This is a genomic window from Micromonospora sp. CA-240977 (assembly GCF_050942285.1).
Lineage (GTDB): Bacteria > Actinomycetota > Actinomycetes > Mycobacteriales > Micromonosporaceae > Micromonospora.
In genome coordinates this window covers 2,021,062-2,038,948 of sequence record NZ_CP192055.1, presented here as the reverse complement: position 1 = coordinate 2,038,948, position 17,887 = coordinate 2,021,062, and the positions used below count along the sequence as shown (strand labels likewise).

Here is a 17,887-nt window from a genome sequence, read left to right as displayed (position 1 = left end):
AGAAACTCAAATGTACATTTTTTCCCAGAGACCACCGTCGACGAAGTTCCCGCTGTTGTACCGTGCGCCCCGCACGTATAGGTACCAATCTTCTCTACTGAAGTCCTTGTTGCAGACTCCCCAGTCGCCCGCCTGTAGTTTGTTGACGCAGGAGCCTGTCCGATCATCAAAGGGGTATTCCCATTCGGCCACGGCGGCGTACCCGTCTGCCTTGGTGTCCTTGACGTAGATCCTGTCACCCGTCTCCTTCAGGCAGGCGACCACGCCGGTGAAGGTGACGCATTCGTAATTACCGATCGGGTCCCCGTCCGGACCGAGCGAGTACACGGCATAGTCGGTTTCGTTGCCGAAGTAGGCGGCTTGGGCGGCTGCGGGGGCAAGCAGGGTCGTTGCCAGACCGGCCGCCGCCGCGAGGACAAGGTGTCTGCGCCGTGGTGCATGCATGGTGATTTTCCCGTCCAGTGGGTGGTTCGATTTTTCGCTGTGGTCGATGGGCCAGCGCGTCGGCTGCTCGATGGACACTGTCAGGAGATCGATTCCCTCACCCAGTAACCATGGTCGACGGGGTTGCCGTTGTTGTAGCGCGCGGCGGCGAACTCCAGGACCCCTGCCTCATAAAAGTCCTTGTTGCACTGGCCCCAGTGGTCGGCTCCGAGCTTGTTGACACACGCACCGCTCCGGGGACGGTTGTTTTCGACAATGTGCTCCCAGATGGCGACTGCGGCGTAACCGTCTTCAAGTCTGTCCTTCACGTACAACACATCGCCGTCAGCTTTGAAGCAGGCGGTGACGCCGGTGTGGGTGACGCAGGCGTAGTTCCCCGTCGGCCCGCTGGAGCTCACCGCATAGTCGGTCTCGTCGCCCCAGTAAGCGGCGGACGCGGCGGTGGGAATGGACAGAACCATCGCGATGCCGGCCGCGACGGCCAGTGCGAGTCGGTTGGGGCGAGTAGCGCGCACTCGGGTGCCTCCTCAAATCCGGGCGTGTATCGGTGCCATCTTGCAAACCGGGAGGCGAAGGCAGACGCTCCGGCATTCCGGTACGACGGATGCTGCCATCCCGGAGATCGACAACTGGAAGATCGCGATCAGGCTTGAGCGAATCTTGACACTGGCGATTCCGCGGGTTCACCGGCGTCCAGGGCGTCTCCTGTGGCATGACGGATCGATGAATGCGTCGACGGTGGGGTGAGCCGAGGCCAGATCGGTGGGGTGAGCCCTCGGAGCTGGATCATCGACCCCGAGTGGTGTTGCTCCAGCGGCTCCCAGAACGGCTGACACCCTCAGCCGACCAGCGCAAGCCTCGAGGACTTACTGAAGAGGCACCGACGAGCCGCTGACCTGTGGTGGTGAGGGTGCGCCCGGCGTCGGGTCCCACCGCCAACCGATAGCCGTCCGCCTGTCCCTCGACCGATCCCTGCGGCAGGACCTTGCGCAGCCGGGAAGCCAGACGGTGCAGGGCATTCGTCGCGTCGGCGGGGGGAGGTTCACCCCAGATCCAGTCGAGGAGCGTCGCCTTGGAAACCACGCGACCATGGTCGGGTGGGCGCGTGCGACCGCGCTGTCCTGGACCTGCCAGGATGGCACGCATGACGATTGAAGTGACCCGTCATTCGGTCGCGGAGCAGCGAATAATGCAGGCACTTGAGGACATGTCGGGGCGGGCCTTCAGCCGTTGGCACGACATGCGCTACGGCGACGTGCCGCTGCGGCGCGGGCTCCGGGAACTCGGCGAGGAGCTGACCGACCACCTCGCCGCGCGCACCCTGCCGGACCCGGCTCTACGTGCGCCCGAGTCGCGCACCGCTCTGATCACAGCCGCCGAGTGCGCGATGGGCGTGCTCAGCCTCGCCTGCTTCCCCGACGGTGACTTCTCGGTGCCCCTCCCGCTCGCGACAAGGACGCTCGACAGTGAGGAGCTGCACTATGAGGAGGCGTGGGAACCGGCCCTCCCGGCGACCTCGGCGCGGACGTGGACCGACGCGTTCGCGTGGTCCGTCCTCAGCGGACTGCTGTGGGAGCCGGACCGCGTGATCGGCCCCCTGTTGCGCGACGACTACGCTCCCGCCATCCGTGACGGCGTTCCGTACTCGAAGCGCGAGTCGGTGTCTGCCGCGGCTGACCTCGCCGAGATGGATGCTCTGTGCGGCTACCTGACCATTGGCCAGGGGGGCTATCCCGACGCACGTCCCGAGCCGGCGCCGCTGCAGAAGCCAACGACCGTCGAGCGCACACGTGCGGCCCGGCAGCTCGACGCGGCGGGGACGTTGACACCGGACCAGCGGCTGTTGCGCGTCCTGCTCGACGACGACCAGTCCGCGTTCGAGCGGGCCCTTCAGCAACGCCTCGTGACGCACCGCGAGAGCATCGGCGCCGACCCGGCGGCACGGAGCCTGCTACCGGTCGGGTCCGTCACGCTGACCGCCCTCGCCCATCTCGCGCACGGCTGGCAGTTGGGTATCCGGTCCGCCTATCTGCCCGATGCACTGGTGAGTGCCCCGCAGCCGTAGGTGGCGCCGCTCGGCCAGAGCCACGCCTCTCGCGCGAAGGGCGCCCCGGCTACGGCCGGGGCGCCCTTCGGCGTATCGGAAACCCGCTCTGGCCTCAATAAGGTAGGCGAGGGCGGCAGGCCGCAGCGGCTGCACCAACGGAGTGGCCGGACATCGGGTGTACGTCGACATCACGTCAGCGGTGGCGAGACGCGCCCGCGTCGCACGGCATGACTGATGTGGACGCACCGTGAGCGGTGGGTGCGACGCGGACACGCCGGGCCCAGCAGAGGTCCGGCGCCACACTCTTGCGGCACTCGCTGGTCAGCGACGTGGAGTTCAGCGGGCGAGTTGGACAGCCGCGACCGGACCGATCCGGGCCGCCGGAGCTCACATCGGGTGCCAAGCTTCGGAGCCATGGGCGCAGATGAGACGGCGCCCTCACGGTTTGGCGTGCGAAGCCTCAGCCAACGCGGCCAAGCCGGCTCCAAAGCGCCGGCAGAGCTCGGCGACGGTCTCCTGGCGATGCAGGTTACGGCTGTGGACCACCCGAGCGGCCAGCCGTCCACCGACGATGGTGGTATGGAACACCAGCGGCCATGCAAGCTGTCGGCCGTTGGCGTCGACAGCGACGACAACCAGCAGGTCATTGGGAGGGTCAACACGAGAACGATCATTGACCGTTCGCCTCTGCTCCAATCAGAAGCCCGGTCGATACGGGACAGTTTCTTTGCGGTGCCTGATGTGGACGTCCAGGACGAGGCTTGCCATCATCGCCGTGTGCAGATCGCGCAGAGTTCACCTGGAAAGTCGTCCCGAGCAGCCTTCGGCTGCGGGCTTGCTGCTGGGGCCGGCCTGCACACACTGTTGATAGTCGTCGTCGGCTTGATCCCCCGCGGAAGCGACGATCTGGCGATGTGGTCGCTCTCGTTCGTCTTCGCCAGCGCGGTTCCGGTGTCGGTCGTGGCACTGATAGGGCTGCTACTGGCTCCCAGCTGCTCCAGCGTTGGCTGGGCCGGTAGGGGAGCCGTTGTCGGCGTCGTCACGTCGCCGCTGTTGTGGCTGCTCGGTGTGTCACTGCTGTGGGGTAGCTGATGTCGTCGTATGGCGATGCGACGACCTGGCGATCCGGCGGCACCTCGGCAGTGCCCGACCCGCGTTCGTGATGCTGCGGCCCACCGCAGATATGTTCACAGCGGTGGAATTGAAGCCGAAGAGCGCCCACCGGGCGAAAGCTGACGGGCGGCCTCACGCGCCGCCTCGGCGAGGGCGCGGATCAGTGGCGTGGCGTGAGCGCTGCGCCAAATCAGCCCCCAGTCCAACGGCTCGGGGTCGCGGAACGGTGCGTACTTGCGGCACATCGGGGCGCTGACGTCAGCGACTACGGCACCAGGATGCCCTGGAAGTCCTGCATGGCCACCTGCCGTACCCGGCCGTGATCGCCGACCTCGAAGTGCGGCGTCCGCCGACGCCGGTCGTCGGATTCTCCGGCCGGCCGCACCGGCGCACGGCCCCTCGGCCTACCGGGGCACCGTGCGCCGGTGGGGCGCCCGCCGGGAGGAACACCGCCTGGGGCCGATGATCCGCTCAAGGGCTCAGCTGCGCCTCGGCCACTACGAATTCGCCGTCGGTGCCCGCCGGCAACGCCGTCGTCGAAGGCGTTTGCTGAGCTGATCCAAGCGACCTGGCCCCGGCTCCCACCAGGGTCAACACGATCATCGATCCGGTAATGCAACACGACGCGCCCTGGATGCCGGTGATCCCCCGGGATCGCCGTTGTCAAGATTTGCTCAGGCTTGATCGCGATCCTCCAGTTGCCGATTCCTGCGGTGGCAGCATCCGCCGTACCGAAATGCCGGAGCGTCCAACTTCGGCCCCGCGTCGGAATGAAGACGCTGGACGTTCGCCAGCCGATCGTCAACCGGCCGTCGTCAGGTCGCCTGGCACGGCCGCGTCCGGCCGCCTCGACGGTACCGGCACCGGCCGGTCATCGATCACAGGGAGCGAGATGAGGAAAGCCCTGGCCCTGCTCAGCGCGACGGTCGTGTTGGCTGCGACCGTGTTGAGCAGTGGCGCCGCGCAGGCGGCACCCGATTCCGGCGGCGCACCGACCGCCGGTCGCACCGTCGGCACCGCCCCGGCACCGCACGTCCCCGAGCCGGAGGTCTCCGCGCCGCCGGCCCTGCGACCCAAGCCGTTCCGGGAGGCGCCGCCGAGCGCCGACACCGGCACGGCGGCAGCCCCACCCGACTTCGGACCTGACGAGCGGATCCTTTCGGCCTTCCACCGGGGGAAGCTCTCCCGGGACGACGCGGTGCGGTACGGGCTGGGCGCGCTGCGCTCACCCCGTTCGGTGCCCGCCCACCTGCGGCCGACGGGCCCCATCCGTGACCCGCAGCGGTACCTGACCTACCTGTCGATGCTGGCGGCCAGCGCCGAGCCCGAGGCGGCGAGGACGATCGCGCCGGACATCACCGCACCGGCCGCAGCTCCTGCGGCGGCCGGCTACGACGACTGCGCCGCCGAGCCTTACGAGTACCTCGGTGTCACCTACCGCTGCCGCGCGTCCGCCGGTGAGTTCCTCATCCTCTACAACATCGCCTCCGGGGGCGGGCCGGGCATTCCGGCGGACTACAACGCCAACGGCCGGGCCAAGGCGGTCCAGCACATGCTGAATTCGCTCTCGGTCGCTGTCAGCGAGTATCGCGAGATGGGCTACCCGCTGCCGGTTCGGAGCGACAAGCCGTGGGTGCTCGTCTACGGCGTCGACGAGATCCCGGTCATCGGCGGCCTCGGCTTCCCGATCGACGCGCCCTTCGTGCTGCCGTTCGGGCTCAACCAGCAGGCCACCATGCTGGTGCCCAACGGGCAGGACGATTGGGACTACCTGCCGCGGCACGAGCTGTTCCATGTCATGCAGTACCAGTACTGGGACAAGTCCGACGTCGGCCTCGACTACCTCTTCAACTTCGTCGGCGGCAAGGAATTCGGTTCGATGAACTGGTGGATGGAGGCCACCGCGGAGTGGGCCGCCCACCAGACCTACGCCCGCGAGCCGTACGTGCCCATCCCCGGCGAGGACAAGTTGTACGCCCGCAACGTGTACGACGTGCTCAGCAAGCCTGGGTCGGCACTCAACTCGTGGGGCGGGCTGGGTGGCGGCCCACAGTACGGCGCGTTCCTGCTGCCCAGCTACCTCACCGAGCAGGTCGACTCAAACTTCGTGCGGCGGACCTGGGAGAGCGTCCGGGACCACGACCACCTGCCGATTGAGGCCATCCGACACACCGCGCAGGGTTACGGCCTCAACTTCAAGGACATGCTGCTGGGCTACCACATCGCCAACTACCGGCTGGCCAAGGCGAACGCGGCGCCCGCCCCGACGGTGGACGCCTGGCGCGGCTACGGCTACACGGACGCCGACACGACATTGTGGCGCGACAACATCAGCGCCCTGAGCGGAACGAGCGCCGACACTCTGGGCGCCGCGCGGCCAGCCCGCAAGAGCCACTCGACCCCCGCCGGCACGCATGTGGAGTACCAGGACATCCTGCGCAAGGGTGGCGCCGTCTACCACGACTTCCGGGCGGTCAAGGACTCCGGCGACCCGGCCTGCGGGTACTGCTCGACTCTGCTGGTGGACACCACCAAGGACACCAACCGCAGCTCCGCCGTCATCATCTGGTCACCGACCGGCAGCGCCGGCACCCTGGCCAAGTACCCGTACATCCAGACGGTGCGTCACCCCGACGCGGGCGGTCTGATCACGGTGCCGGACTTCGCCTACCCCATGGTTGCCACCCTGGTGACGACCTGGACCGAGCTGGACATCCACTCCGCCGACGCGGACGAAAGCCCGAAGACGTTCAGCACCTACGCGGAGACCACGCTGCCGCTGCAGGGTCGCTCGTGCGTGCTGCGCCCACTTTCGGTGCGCAGCGTGGAGACCACCGTCGAGCCGGAGGGCACCTTCAACCGGTACGCGGCCAGCACGGCGAACGGCTGGACCGGCGGCGACTCGACGTACTCGGTGAAGCTACCGGACGGCCGGATCGTGTGGCTGTTCTCCGACACCTGGATGGGCCCGCTCAACGGCGACGGCACCCGACCGGTGAGCGCGCCGCTGGTGAACAACACGTTCGTGGTGCAGAACGGCGGGACCCTGACCACCTACCAGGGCGGCACCGCCGGTGCCCCCCAGGCGTTGATGCCGCCGTCCGGGCCCGGAAAGTGGTACTGGGTCGGCGACGGTCACCTCTCCGGCGGGCAACTCCAGGTGGTGTACCAGGAGTACGAGCGCTTCGGCCCCGGCGCCTGGGACTGGCGGTTCAACCGCAACGTGGTGGCGAACTTCGCCCTGTCCAACCTGCACACCCCGGTTAGCGTGCGGGAGCTGCCCTCGGCCAGCGGGGTGGCCTGGGGCTCGGCGCTGCTGCCGGCCAGCCGCAGCGGCGACGGCTACACCTACGTCTACGGCGTGGACGACTCCCCCGTCAACAAGCAGATGCGCATCGCCCGCGTGTATGGCAGCGACCTCGCCAGCGGCACCTGGCAATACCACACGCCGTGGGGGTGGACGTTCCGTGAGCAGAACTCCCGTAATCTGCTGACCGGCATCGCCAACGAATACAGCGTCACCCCGTGGGGCGGCCAGTTCCTGTTGCTCAGCCAGGACAGCACCCAGGCGTTCAGCGGGCAGATCAACGCCTGGACGTCCTGCTCGCCCTACGGTCCCTTCACCCAGAAGACCGCCGTCTACCGGATGCCGGAACCCGGCCCGTACGGCAGCTACTGGAACCCGAACGTCATCTCGTACAACGCCCACGTGCACGCGTCCCTGAGCTCTGGCGACACGTTCATCGCGTCGTACAACGTCAACAGCATGGACACTCGGATCTCTCCCGACGGGGACCACTACCGCGACCCGGGTATCTACCGCCCCCGGTTCTTCCGCTTCACCCTCGGATGACCCTCCGGTTCCGCCGGGCCACTCGCGCCCGGCGGAACCGCAGGGCCGCGGAACCGGTGGCCGAAACCTTCGCTGATACATGGCTCTCCTGTGAGATCATCTCGGGCGTCGTGGATCCAACGGATCGGACCTGACGTGGACGAAGTCGAGGACGGGCTGCGGTTTCGACTGCTGGGGCCGGTCGGAGTGTGGCACGGCGTGCGGCGGCTGGGCCCGTCGGCCGCCCAGCAGCGCACTGTGCTCGCCGTGCTGGCCTTGGAGTGCGGAAACATCGTTTCGATCGATCGCCTCGTGACGGCGCTGTGGGGTACGGCACCGCCGGCTTCCGCCCGCAACGCCGTGCAGGGGTGTGTCTCACGACTACGGACCCTGCTCAACGCGGTTGATGCGCCGAGACGCACGGCGAAGCTGGTCGTGGCGGGGCAGGGTTATCGCCTGGTCGCCGACCGGTCCGCGGTGGACCTGCACGAGTTCCGTGATCTGCTGCGGACGGCGCGGACGTGCGAGCCGGAGCAGGCTCGTGAGTTGGTCGACCGCGCCCTGCGCCTCTGGCGCGGGCCCGCACTGGCCGATGTCGGCGGGCCCTGGCTGGACGAGCTCGTTGCCCCACAGCTCAACGAGGAGCGATTCGCGGCGCTCGAGCTGCGTGCCGATCTCGACCTCGAACTCGGCCGATACGGTGAGATCGTCGACGGCCTGGCCGACGTGGTGGGGGACAACCCAGCGCGGGAGCGTCTGGCTCTGGCACTGCTCGTCGCGCTGCACCGGTGCGGCCGTCGGGTCGACGCGCTGGCCCTGTTCCGTCGGGTTCGCGAGCGGTTGGCCGGGGAGTTGGGTATTGAGCCGTGCGAGGAACTGCAGCAGGCTCACCGCGCGATGCTCGCCGGCGCGGAGCCCAGTCCCAGGTCGGCGAGGCGCAGGCCGCGGGAACCAGCGGGGGACGTACCGCGGCAACTGCCGGCGGCCTCAGCCGGCTTCGTCGGCCGGCAGCGAGAACTGACAGTCCTGCACCGATTGTTTGAAGCGGGGGCACCGGGAGTCGCCGCGGTGTGCGGCCCGGCCGGTGCGGGAAAGACCAGCCTGGCCGTGCACTGGGCACACCTCGTCCACCAACGCTTTCCGGACGGGCAGCTGTTCGTGGACATGCGCGGGTTTCATCCGGGCCCACGCCGGCCGCCCGCTGAGGCGCTGCCGTTGCTGTTGGGTGCGCTGGGTGTGGCAGCCGATCGGATACCTGCCGACGCGGATGCGCAGGTGGCGCTGTATCGGTCGGTGCTGGCCGGGCGGCGGGTCCTGCTCGTGCTGGACAACGTGGCGGACGCCGACCAGGTCCGGCCACTCGTCCCTGGCGGTCCAGGCTGCCTGACCCTGGTCACCAGCCGGGATCGGCTCAGCGGCCTGATCGCCCGTGACGGTGCCGTCCGCCTCACCCTCGACGTCCTGCCCGCTGCCGACGCGATGGAGTTGCTGGCCCACACCGCCGGGGCCGACCGTATCGGCGCCGACCCGGCTGCGGCTCAGCAGTTGGCCGAGATCTGCGGCCACCTGCCGCTGGCGCTGCGCATCGCCGGCGCACGCCTGGCCGATCGGGCGCATCTGAGCGTGCGCGGCCACGTCGACGAGCTGATCGCGCGGGGCCGGGTCGCGCAGCTGCGCGTCGACGACGACGACAGCTCCGCCGTCCGTGGCGCCTTCGAACTGTCGTACCAGGCGCTGCCGGCGCCGGCGGGCCGGTTGTTCCGGCTGCTGGGGCTGGTGCCGGCGCCGGCCGGGCTCGCCATGCCCGCGGCTGCCGCCCTGGCTGGCCTGCCCCACGAGGACGTCGAGTCACTCGTTGACGCGCTGACCCGGCTGCACCTGATTCGCATCACCGGGACGGCCCGAATCGTCAGTCACGACCTGCTGCTCGAGTACGGAGCACAGCTCGCCGCCGAACACGACGCCCCGGCTGACAGAGCCGCCGCCGTACGCCGGCTGCTGCACTTCTACCTGCACGCCGTTGCCCGGGCCACGGCCGCGCTGAACGGCCCGTCGCGGCTACGGCTGCCGCAGGACCCACCGCCTCCCGGCGTACCGGTGCTCGACTTCGACGACCAGACGCGGGCCCGTGAATGGCTCGAAGCCGAATCCGCGAATCTGGTCGGGGCGCTGGAGCACGCGGTCGCGGACGGCCACTATCGGCCGGCGTGGCAGCTCGCCCACGCCATGTACGACTTTCTCCGGATGCGCACACCGCTGGCGCAGTGGCGGTCGATCGCCCGGGCCGGGTTGGAGGCGGCCCGTCGTGACGGCGACCTGCGCGGCGAGGCCGTGATGCGGCAGAGTCTGGGACTGCTGAGCTGGCGTACCGGCGATCTGCGTGCCGCCCGCGTCGAGTACGAGGCTGTCGCGGCGCTCGCCGACCGCGCCGATTGGCGGGTCGGCGCTTCGGCCGCCCACTGCAGCATCGGCATCGCGCTGGCGCAGTTGGGTCGGCCTCGGGCCGCGATCGGTCGGTTCGAGCGAGCCCTCGCGATCGACCGGGAGGTCGGCGACCGCCGGGCCGAGGCCGGCACGCTGACCAACCTGGCGGCTGCCTGGGAGGAAGTGGGCGACCTGGCCGCAGCCGCGCGGTACGGCGAGCTGGCGATCGCGTTGCTGCGGGAGACCGGCCAGCACATGGGCGCCGCCATAGCCAGTGAGAACCTCGCGCTGGTGGGCCGAGAGCTGGGCCGGCTCGACGAGGCGCGGGCCGCGGCGGAAGAGGCGGTGCGGATCTGCCGGACGATCGGCGCCCGGCACGAGGAGGCCGCCGCGCTGACAGCGCTCGGCCGGGTGCACGGCGACGCCGGGCGCTACGCGCAGGCCGAGGACGTGCTGAACGCTGGCCTGGACATCGTTCTCGACCTGCGGGACAGCCGGTTGGAGGCGTTCATCCGGATCGCGCTCGCCGAGGTGCTGCTGCGGCAGGACCGGCCGTCGGAGTCGGGTCACCGCCTGGAACCGGTGCTGGCCGTCGTGGACCGCGCCGGCAATGAGCGCGCCCGGGTCGAGGCGCTGATGCTGCTCTCCGAGCTGTGCGCGGCCCGCAAGGAGTTCGACAGCGCCCGCGAGCACGCGACCCATGCGGTGGCGGCGGCCCGTGCCGGCGGGTACCGGCTGGTGGCGGGTCAGGCCCGTAGCCGCCTTGCCGCCGCGTACCTGGGTCTCGGCGATTCGGCGGGGTGCCTGGCCGAGGGCCGCCGCGCGCTGCGTATCCAACGGCGGGCCGGGCAGCGAATGGCCTACGCTCGCACGCTGGTCACCGTCGCTTGCGCCTACGAGGCCCTGGGCCGCGCGTCGCTGGCCCGCGCCCGATCGCGGGAGGCCCACGCGCTGTTTCGAGAGATCGGCGCCGCGGAGGCGGCACTGCTCGGGTAAGCGCTGAGGACGTCAAGACTTCGTCAAGTTCGAACGTTCCGCCTCGGCCCGGGGGCATCGGCCGAGCAGCATGTCGTTCGGACGAGCACGGGGATCACGTGCGCGTGGCCGAGACCTGACTGGTCGGGCCTTCCCCCGGTGCCCGACGGGTGGGCGCTCAGACTTCGCGGTCCTGGCGCCCACCCACCCGGCCCCGCCGCTTCAACGAGAAATATGTGCCCGCTCAGCGCCGTCGGGTGTAGTTCGCAGCGGAACGGCCGCCGTCGTTCGTACTTGACGAGGTGCTTCTCCGTGCCGCCGGCTGCCCTGGCCCGAGAGGGCGCCGTTCCGGGCTCTCGCCCGTGGTGGGAGAGAAGGCGCCCCCAGTGATAGGCGGAAAACGATGCGGATCTTGCTTGTGGAGGATGACCTGCGGATCTCCGCGGCTATGTGTTCGATGCTGCGACGGCGGGGTTTTCAGGTGGAGCATGCGGCTACCGCGGCCGGCGCGCTCGTGGCGGCTCCATGTGATCTGGTGCTGCTGGATCTGAACCTGCCCGATGGCGATGGCGTCGAGGTGTGCCGCATTTTGCGGGGACGCAGTGCCGAGTTGGGCATCATCGCGGTCACCGCGCGGGGCGAGGAACGTGACCGGGTCGTCGGGTTGCGGGTGGGTGCCGATGACTACGTGGTCAAGCCGTTCTCGATGGTTGAGTTGCAGGCGCGTATCGAGGCGCTGCTGCGGCGACGAACGCGGCATACTCCGTCGTCCGGTGATGTCATCGACGTCGCCGGGGTGCGGATCGATCTCTCCGCGCGCATCGTTCAGGTGGAGGGGCGGTCGATAGCGTTGACCCGCAAGGAGTTCGACATCCTGGCCTCGCTCGTCCGTCAGCCTGGTGTCACGCTCAGCCGCGAGCGGATCATGCTGGATGTGTGGCAGAGCACCTGGGCGGGCGGTCACACCCTGGCGGTCCACGTGGCGGCGCTGCGCTCCAAATTGGGCCGTCCCGAGCTGATCGAGACGGTACGAGGCGTCGGCTATCGCCTGTGCGGCGGATGAGTTTCCGCCTCCGGTAGGCAGGTCCGGACAGCTTCCAATCGGCCCTCAAGAACTACGCGAACGGGATTGGTGGCAGGAACCCCGTTGGCCGCTGATGTCGCGGTGAACCCGAGTGGAGTGCCGTCAAGATTTGCTCAAGCTTGGGTGCGATCTCCCAGTCGTCGATCTCTGAAGTGGCAACATCCGTCGCATCGGAATGCCGGGTGAGTTTCCGCCTTCGGCACGGACTCCAGGCATGGCGATGATGCACGACCAAGCCACCCGACGCGTTGAGAAATTCACCGCGCCGCGGCTCATATTGGAGGAGACCGCAATGAAGACAAGCAGGACCAGAATCGCACTCGTGGCATCGATGGCCGCTCCACTCGTTCTCGCCCTGACACCGGGCACCGCCTTCGCGGCGGACGGGAACGACGGATACGTGTGGGCTTGCTGGGCCGCGCCGGGCGACTCCATCAACGGTGGGTGCGCCACGTTCTACCAGTACGGCGAGGTGCTCCAGGTCCGCGACATGCAGGCCGACGGCTGGGGCACTCGTGGGCAGATCCAGAAGCTGCAGCCCGACTCCAGTGGCGTCATGCACTGGGTCAACCACAGCAGCGACTGCTTCGACGACACGAGCCAGGGCAACAGTGGCAACGGGGCCACCGCCTGCAACTACTCCCTCCCCGAGGGCATCGTCGTTCGGGTCCACGTCTGGGCGTCCAGGAACGGCGAGACCCGTTACCACAACTACAGCCCGGAAATTCGCGCCTGAGACAGCCCTTCGCCGCAGCCAACCGTCCTGAAATCGCAAGCTCGACCGGCAATCATGGAGGATTTTTGTGCGTTCACCTCGCCGTAGACTGCTCGCGATGGCCGCTACGGCGAGGTGATTGAGTTTCACCTGGACTCACGGTCCGGGGTCGCGCCGTACATGCAGCTCATTCGACAGGTGCGGCACACTCTCCGGCTCGGGTCTTGATGGAAGGTGACAGGCTGCCCACCGTCAAGGAGGTGGTGGCCCGGGTCGCGATCAACCCGAACACCGTGACCGGGTCGTCACACCGTTCCCAGGTCGGGGTCGGTGACCGGTTGGAGGAGCGTGAAGGCCCGGTGGAGCAAGGCTTCGCGGTCGGCAGTATCGCCGGAGCGCGCCCACTCCTGGGTGACGGTGTCCAGCGCCGCGGCGGCGGCGTTGGTCAGCAGGTCGGCGGTGAAGGCGTCGAGCCTCGCGCCTGGGCGGGTGCGCAGGGCGTCACTGACGCTCTGCCGCCACTCGGCCCGCTTTTCGTGCAGGCGCGCACGCAATGACGGCGTCGTCTGGATGAGCCGGAGCCTGGCCAGCGCCTGCTCCGACCCGTTGATGTGCTGCTGCCAGCGGCGTAGCACCTGGTACAGGCAGTTCCACGGGTCGTCGCCGGGCTCGTCGTGGATCTCGGCGATGACCTCCTCGCCGAGGACATCCACGTCACCGAAGACGGCGTCCTCCTTGGCCGGGAAATACCGGAAGAAGCTGCGCTTGGTCAGCCCGGCGGCGGCGGCGATCTGATCCACTGTGGTCTCGTCGAAGCCCTGCTCGGTGAACAAACGGATTGCGACGGCGGCAAGCTCCGCCCGCACCGCCCGCCGGGTGCGCTCCCTCAACCCTGTCACGCACCGAAGTCTACTTCACGTCGCTCAGTGGCAAACTTGTCACCTGGTGTCGTACAGTGATGGTTATGAGGCCTCTGCAGGGACAGACGATCCTCGTCACCGGCGGCACCGCCGGTATCGGCAAGGAGACCGCGCGCCGGCTGCTCCGGCTCGGCGCCCAGGTCGTGGTGGTCGGCCGCGACGGCGACCGGGCGCGCGCAGCGATCGCCGAACTTCGCCGTGACACCGGCAACGACCGGGTCGACGCACTGCTCGCCGACCTCACGCTCAAACGCGACGCGTACCGTCTGGCCGGCGAACTGTCCACTCGGTACGACAGGCTCCACGTGCTGATCAACAACATGGGCGCCACGAGAGCGAGCCGCGAACTCACCGCCGAAGGCATCGAGACGACCTTCGCCGCGAACGTCCTGGCGCCCTACCTCCTCATGGAGGCACTGCTGCCGATGCTGACCCGGGCGGCGCCCGCCCGCATCATCAACATCACCGGCGGGGTACCTCGCGGCCGGATCGACCTGGACAACCTTCAGGCAGAACGGTCATACGTAGGCCTGTCCCACTACAACCAGACCAAGTTGGCGCTCATGGCGATGAGCTACGCGACCGCTGAACGCCTCCGGGACAGCGGGGTCACCCTCAACGTGGCGTACCCCGGACACGCCTACACCGCCATCAACAAGGATCTGCCGATCAGTGCCTACCCACGTGCCGCACGGCCGATCATCCCCCTGCTGCGGCCGTTGCTGCCCATCCTTTACGGACACCGGGCCGCGGTACGGGCGTCCGCGTCCAGTGTCTACCTCGCATCGAGCCCGGACGCCGCCAACCTGCACGGCACCTACATCAACAGCGCCTGCCTCCCCGTGCCCTGGCCTGACGCGGTTCTCGACCGGCGCAACCGCGACGCCATTTGCGCGCTGTGCGAAGAACTGGCCACTCAGATCACCGATTTCACGAGGTGAACGATATGAGCCATGACGTTGACGGTCTGCACCACGTTGGCCACCTGGTGCGCAACCTGCCCGCCGCGGTCGATGCCTACCGGCGGCTGGGTTTCACGGTTTCCCCACCCGCCTACCCCGCCGTGCCGGGCGGTCCCGACCAGCCGGCCCGAGCGTTGGGCGCCGCGAACGCCCACGTCTACCTACGCCGCGGCTTCATCGAGCTCGTGTCAGTCCTCGACGAGGGACAATCCGTCCCCAGCGACGCCACAATCATCCCGATCACAGCGCCCGCGGCGAAGCTGCCCGCGCTGATGACCGCCATCCGGGGCACCGTCGCGAACCTCGCCGCTCGCCTGGACTACTTCCAGGGCGTGCATATCCTCATGCTCGACGCCCCCGATCTCACCCGGGCCGCCGCCCGATTGGACAACACGCACGTCGCTCACGGTGGCGTGCACGCGACGCAGCGCCCGATCGACACCCCCGGCGGAACTGGCACAGAGCCGGTCCGCTACCTGGAGATCGCCGACGACCCACCCGAGGGCAGGATCGGCCTCGCCGAGAGCCAGCCCGCCGACACCTCCCATCGACCGGCACACGCGAACGGCGCCGTCGACCTTGTCGATTGCCTGCTCTGCGTATCCGACGCCGACCTATCCGATGCCCACGACCGCTACCGGCGGTACCTCAACCGGCCGGCCCAACCATCCGGACCCGTTCGACGGTTCCACCTCGACCACGGCACCGTCACAATCGTCGCCGCGTCAGCGCTGCCCGATCTGTCCCCCGACCAACGCCCATCGACACTTCCCGCCTTCGTCGGATACACCGTGACGGTCCACGACCTCTCCCAAACCGAGAACCATCTGAGGGTTGCCGGAGTGCCACACACCAAGCACCGCCCGACAGCGATAGCGGTACCAGCCGGAGAAGCGCTCGGCGTCGCGATAACGTTCCAGCAGGTCACCTCCTGACCGAGCAGGAGTGCGCTGCTTGCGGTGCGGCCAGCCATGCCTTCAGCGTCGGCCGGCCGGCTCTTTGAGCGTGCTCAGGGCGGTGGCAAGCAGGCCATCCAGGGTCGCGCGGTCCAGGTTGTGCCCGACTTCATCGCCCACAACAGCAAGCGCCGCGACGATCCTGGCGTTCGCCGGGGAAAGGGCCGCGATCCGTGGCCGTAGCGGTCCGTCCACAGAGACGGCACCACCGGGCTCGAACACCTCCGCCTTCCGCCCGTCGACGATGTCACGCACGATGACCATCCCGTCGCCGCTTTTAGTGACCTGCAACATTCGCGTGCCCTGCGACAGGCGCCTGATCGCCGACGGGCTGTTTGCGATCGGAGCCCGATCCTCGAAGCAGAAAACCCAGTTGTCGAACGCGCCGAGGCGGAGCAGCGCCCCGGGCCTGCTGATTGGTATCCACTGGGAGGTCACGCCACACCGCACGATCTCCATCACCGCAGGTCAGAGTTTTCGTCTCTGTCCGGCGTTGGTGAGCACTTCGGGCGCGAAAACGTATCGCACCATTGATGACCGGCAACGCTCATCGGTTGCCGGGCGGTGCCGCGCCGGGCATTGATACGCCCCCTTGGATTTACTGTCATCGATTCAGTCGAAGTCTTGACATCGGTCTATGAAAGCGCAAACATGGCATCGCAACACGGACGTAACGCCACTGCCGCGTCGTTCGGCCGTGTCTGCGCCGCGTCCAAACCGTCGCTCCGCCGGCCCGGAATGGCACGTCGGCAAACGGTCGTGGCATCAGTCGACGTCGATCGTCGTCATCACGGGCTCGGGCGTCCGGGGCAGTCCAGAACATAGAAGGAGTTCTGCGATGGTGGGTGTGGATCCGGTGTCGTTCATGGGTGTGCGGCGGCGTGGTTGGCGGGTTTGGCTGGCTGCGGGTGCGGCGGTGGTGGCGGGTGCGGGGGTGATGGTCGGGGTGCCGTCGGCGTCGGCGGCGACGGTGGACACGTCGGCGTCGTACGTGTTCGTCAACAGGAACAGCGGCAAGGCGATGGATCTGTATGACTGGTCGACGGCGGAGAACGCGCCGGTGAACCAGTGGACGCGTAATGATCTTGCGGTGCAGCAGTGGCAGTTTGTTGATGTTGGTGGTGGGTTTTACAAGGTGCGGTCGCGGCACAGTGGGAAGGTGCTGGAGTTGCCGAGCGCGGCTGACGGGACCCAGTTGGTGCAGACCAGTGACCGGGGGGCGTTCACGCAGCAGTTCCGGTTGCAGGATTCCGCGAGTGGCTTCGTGCGGTTTGTAAATCGGCAGTCGAGCAAGGTCATTGATGTGTGGGAGTGGTCGACGGCTGACGGTGGTCGGTTGGCCGGTTATTCCGACATGGATGGGGCCAACCAGCAGTGGCAGTTGGTGCGCCTGGGCGGTGGCACACCCACCACCCCGCCACCGCCGACGGGCAATCCGCCGGCGTCCTACCCGCAACCGACCAGAGTTTTCGGAGACGTCGGTGTCCACGACCCGACCGTGGTCAAGCGGCCCGACGGCACCTATCTCGTCGCGCACACCGGCAACAACATCGCGCTGAAGACCTCGACCGACCGGGTCACCTACCGCAACGCCGGCGCTGTCTTCCCCGGCGGCGCGCCGTGGACCACCACGTACACCGCTGGCGCGCTCAACCTGTGGGCGCCGGACCTGTCTTACCGCAACGGCCGTTACTACCTGTACTACTCCGCATCCACCTTCGGCTCCAATCGCTCGGCGATCTTCCTGGCCACCAGCACCACAGGCGCGTCCGGAAGCTGGACCAACGACGGCCTGGTCATCGAGTCGCGGACGTCGGACAACTTCAACGCGATCGACCCGAACCTCACTGTCGACGACCAGGGCCGCTGGTGGCTGAACTTCGGCTCGTTCTGGTCCGGGATCAAGACGATCCAGCTCGACCCGGCTACCGGACGTCGACTCGGCACCTCGATGCAGAGTCTCGCCGCCTATGGCCCCGGCATCGAGGCACCAGTCGTGGTCAAGCGGGGTGCCTGGTACTACCTGTACGTCTCGTTCGACCGCTGCTGTCAGGGTGCCAGCAGCACGTACCGCGTCATGGTGGGCCGGTCGGCGAGCCCGACCGGACCGTTCGTCGACCGCAATGGTCGGGATCTGCTCTCCGGCGGGGGCACCCAGGTCCTCGCCTCGCACGGCAGCATCCACGGCCCTGGCCACCAGGCGTTCCTCGCAGACGCCGACGGCGACTACCTGTTTTACCACTACTACGCCGACAACGGCGCATCGCTGCTCGGCATCAACCGCATCGGTTACGACGCCGCTGCCTGGCCCTACGTGTACTGACTCGGCCGATTCCGGTGGACGGGCGAGCGTCCGCCCACCGGGACACCCCGCAACCTCCCAGCCGTTGACCTGCGTTGACCCGGCGGGCCGCC

General features: G+C 68.3%; 13 protein-coding genes and 2 pseudogenes. 10 read left to right on the top strand and 5 right to left on the bottom strand.

All coding sequences use genetic code 11. The annotated features are described in order from the left end of the window. Positions 1–6: 6 nt before the first annotated feature. The 3 genes and pseudogenes from ACQPWW_RS09535 to ACQPWW_RS09525 all read right to left on the bottom strand — a co-directional run. On the bottom strand, positions 7–522 hold the full coding sequence (locus tag ACQPWW_RS09535; protein WP_433131138.1) for a hypothetical protein: 516 nt from the start codon (positions 520–522) through the stop codon (positions 7–9). A 2-nt stretch (positions 523–524) separates the two neighbouring features. Continuing rightward, the gene (locus ACQPWW_RS09530; RefSeq protein ID WP_433131136.1) at positions 525–959 is read right to left on the bottom strand and encodes a hypothetical protein; all 435 of its coding nucleotides are present in this window, start codon (positions 957–959) and stop codon (positions 525–527) included. Between the two features lie 403 nt (positions 960–1,362). Continuing rightward, positions 1,363–1,533, bottom strand: a pseudogene (locus ACQPWW_RS09525) (AfsR/SARP family transcriptional regulator); the annotation flags it as partial. 55 nt (positions 1,534–1,588) lie between these two features. Between ACQPWW_RS09525 and ACQPWW_RS09520 the strand changes: the two are divergent. The 7 genes and pseudogenes from ACQPWW_RS09520 to ACQPWW_RS09490 all read left to right on the top strand — a co-directional run. Further along, on the top strand, positions 1,589–2,509 hold the full coding sequence (locus ACQPWW_RS09520) for an immunity 49 family protein (protein ID WP_433131134.1): 921 nt from the start codon (positions 1,589–1,591) through the stop codon (positions 2,507–2,509). Positions 2,510–2,905: 396 nt separating this feature from the next. After that, positions 2,906–3,583, top strand: coding sequence for a hypothetical protein (locus ACQPWW_RS09515; RefSeq protein ID WP_433131132.1), 678 nt, complete (start codon positions 2,906–2,908; stop codon positions 3,581–3,583). Positions 3,584–4,496: 913 nt separating this feature from the next. Continuing rightward, positions 4,497–7,457 (top strand): hypothetical protein, encoded by a 2,961-nt coding sequence (locus ACQPWW_RS09510; RefSeq protein WP_433131130.1) that lies wholly within the window; start codon positions 4,497–4,499, stop codon positions 7,455–7,457. Positions 7,458–7,592: 135 nt separating this feature from the next. Beyond that, positions 7,593–10,856, top strand: a complete 3,264-nt coding sequence (locus ACQPWW_RS09505; protein WP_433131128.1) for a BTAD domain-containing putative transcriptional regulator — start codon at positions 7,593–7,595, stop codon at positions 10,854–10,856. A gap of 382 nt (positions 10,857–11,238) precedes the next feature. After that, the gene (locus ACQPWW_RS09500) at positions 11,239–11,898 is read left to right on the top strand and encodes a response regulator transcription factor (RefSeq protein WP_433131126.1); all 660 of its coding nucleotides are present in this window, start codon (positions 11,239–11,241) and stop codon (positions 11,896–11,898) included. A gap of 313 nt (positions 11,899–12,211) precedes the next feature. After that, positions 12,212–12,655 carry a hypothetical protein gene (locus tag ACQPWW_RS09495; RefSeq protein WP_433131124.1) on the top strand — a complete coding sequence of 148 codons (444 nt, stop codon included), beginning with the start codon at positions 12,212–12,214 and terminating at the stop codon, positions 12,653–12,655. 159 nt (positions 12,656–12,814) lie between these two features. After that, positions 12,815–12,933: pseudogene (locus ACQPWW_RS09490) on the top strand (GntR family transcriptional regulator); the annotation flags it as partial. A 6-nt stretch (positions 12,934–12,939) separates the two neighbouring features. On the opposite strand, the gene ACQPWW_RS09485 reads toward ACQPWW_RS09490, so the two are convergent. After that, a complete protein-coding gene (locus tag ACQPWW_RS09485) occupies positions 12,940–13,533 on the bottom strand; it encodes a TetR family transcriptional regulator (protein ID WP_433131122.1) in 594 nt (197 codons plus the stop codon). A 65-nt stretch (positions 13,534–13,598) separates the two neighbouring features. On the opposite strand from ACQPWW_RS09485, the gene ACQPWW_RS09480 reads away from it, so the two are divergent. Beyond that, positions 13,599–14,495, top strand: a complete 897-nt coding sequence (locus ACQPWW_RS09480) for an SDR family NAD(P)-dependent oxidoreductase (protein WP_433131120.1) — start codon at positions 13,599–13,601, stop codon at positions 14,493–14,495. A 5-nt stretch (positions 14,496–14,500) separates the two neighbouring features. Then, positions 14,501–15,451, top strand: coding sequence for a VOC family protein (locus ACQPWW_RS09475; RefSeq protein WP_433131118.1), 951 nt, complete (start codon positions 14,501–14,503; stop codon positions 15,449–15,451). Positions 15,452–15,493: 42 nt separating this feature from the next. On the opposite strand, the gene ACQPWW_RS09470 is transcribed toward ACQPWW_RS09475, so the two are convergent. Then, complete coding sequence (locus tag ACQPWW_RS09470; protein WP_433131116.1) at positions 15,494–15,934, bottom strand: hypothetical protein; 441 nt, start codon at positions 15,932–15,934, stop codon at positions 15,494–15,496. 376 nt (positions 15,935–16,310) lie between these two features. Here ACQPWW_RS09470 and ACQPWW_RS09465 point away from each other — a divergent pair, with 376 nt between their 5' ends. After that, entirely contained in the window at positions 16,311–17,795 is a 1,485-nt protein-coding gene (locus tag ACQPWW_RS09465; protein ID WP_433131114.1) for a family 43 glycosylhydrolase, read from the top strand. Positions 17,796–17,887: the final 92 nt, after the last annotated feature.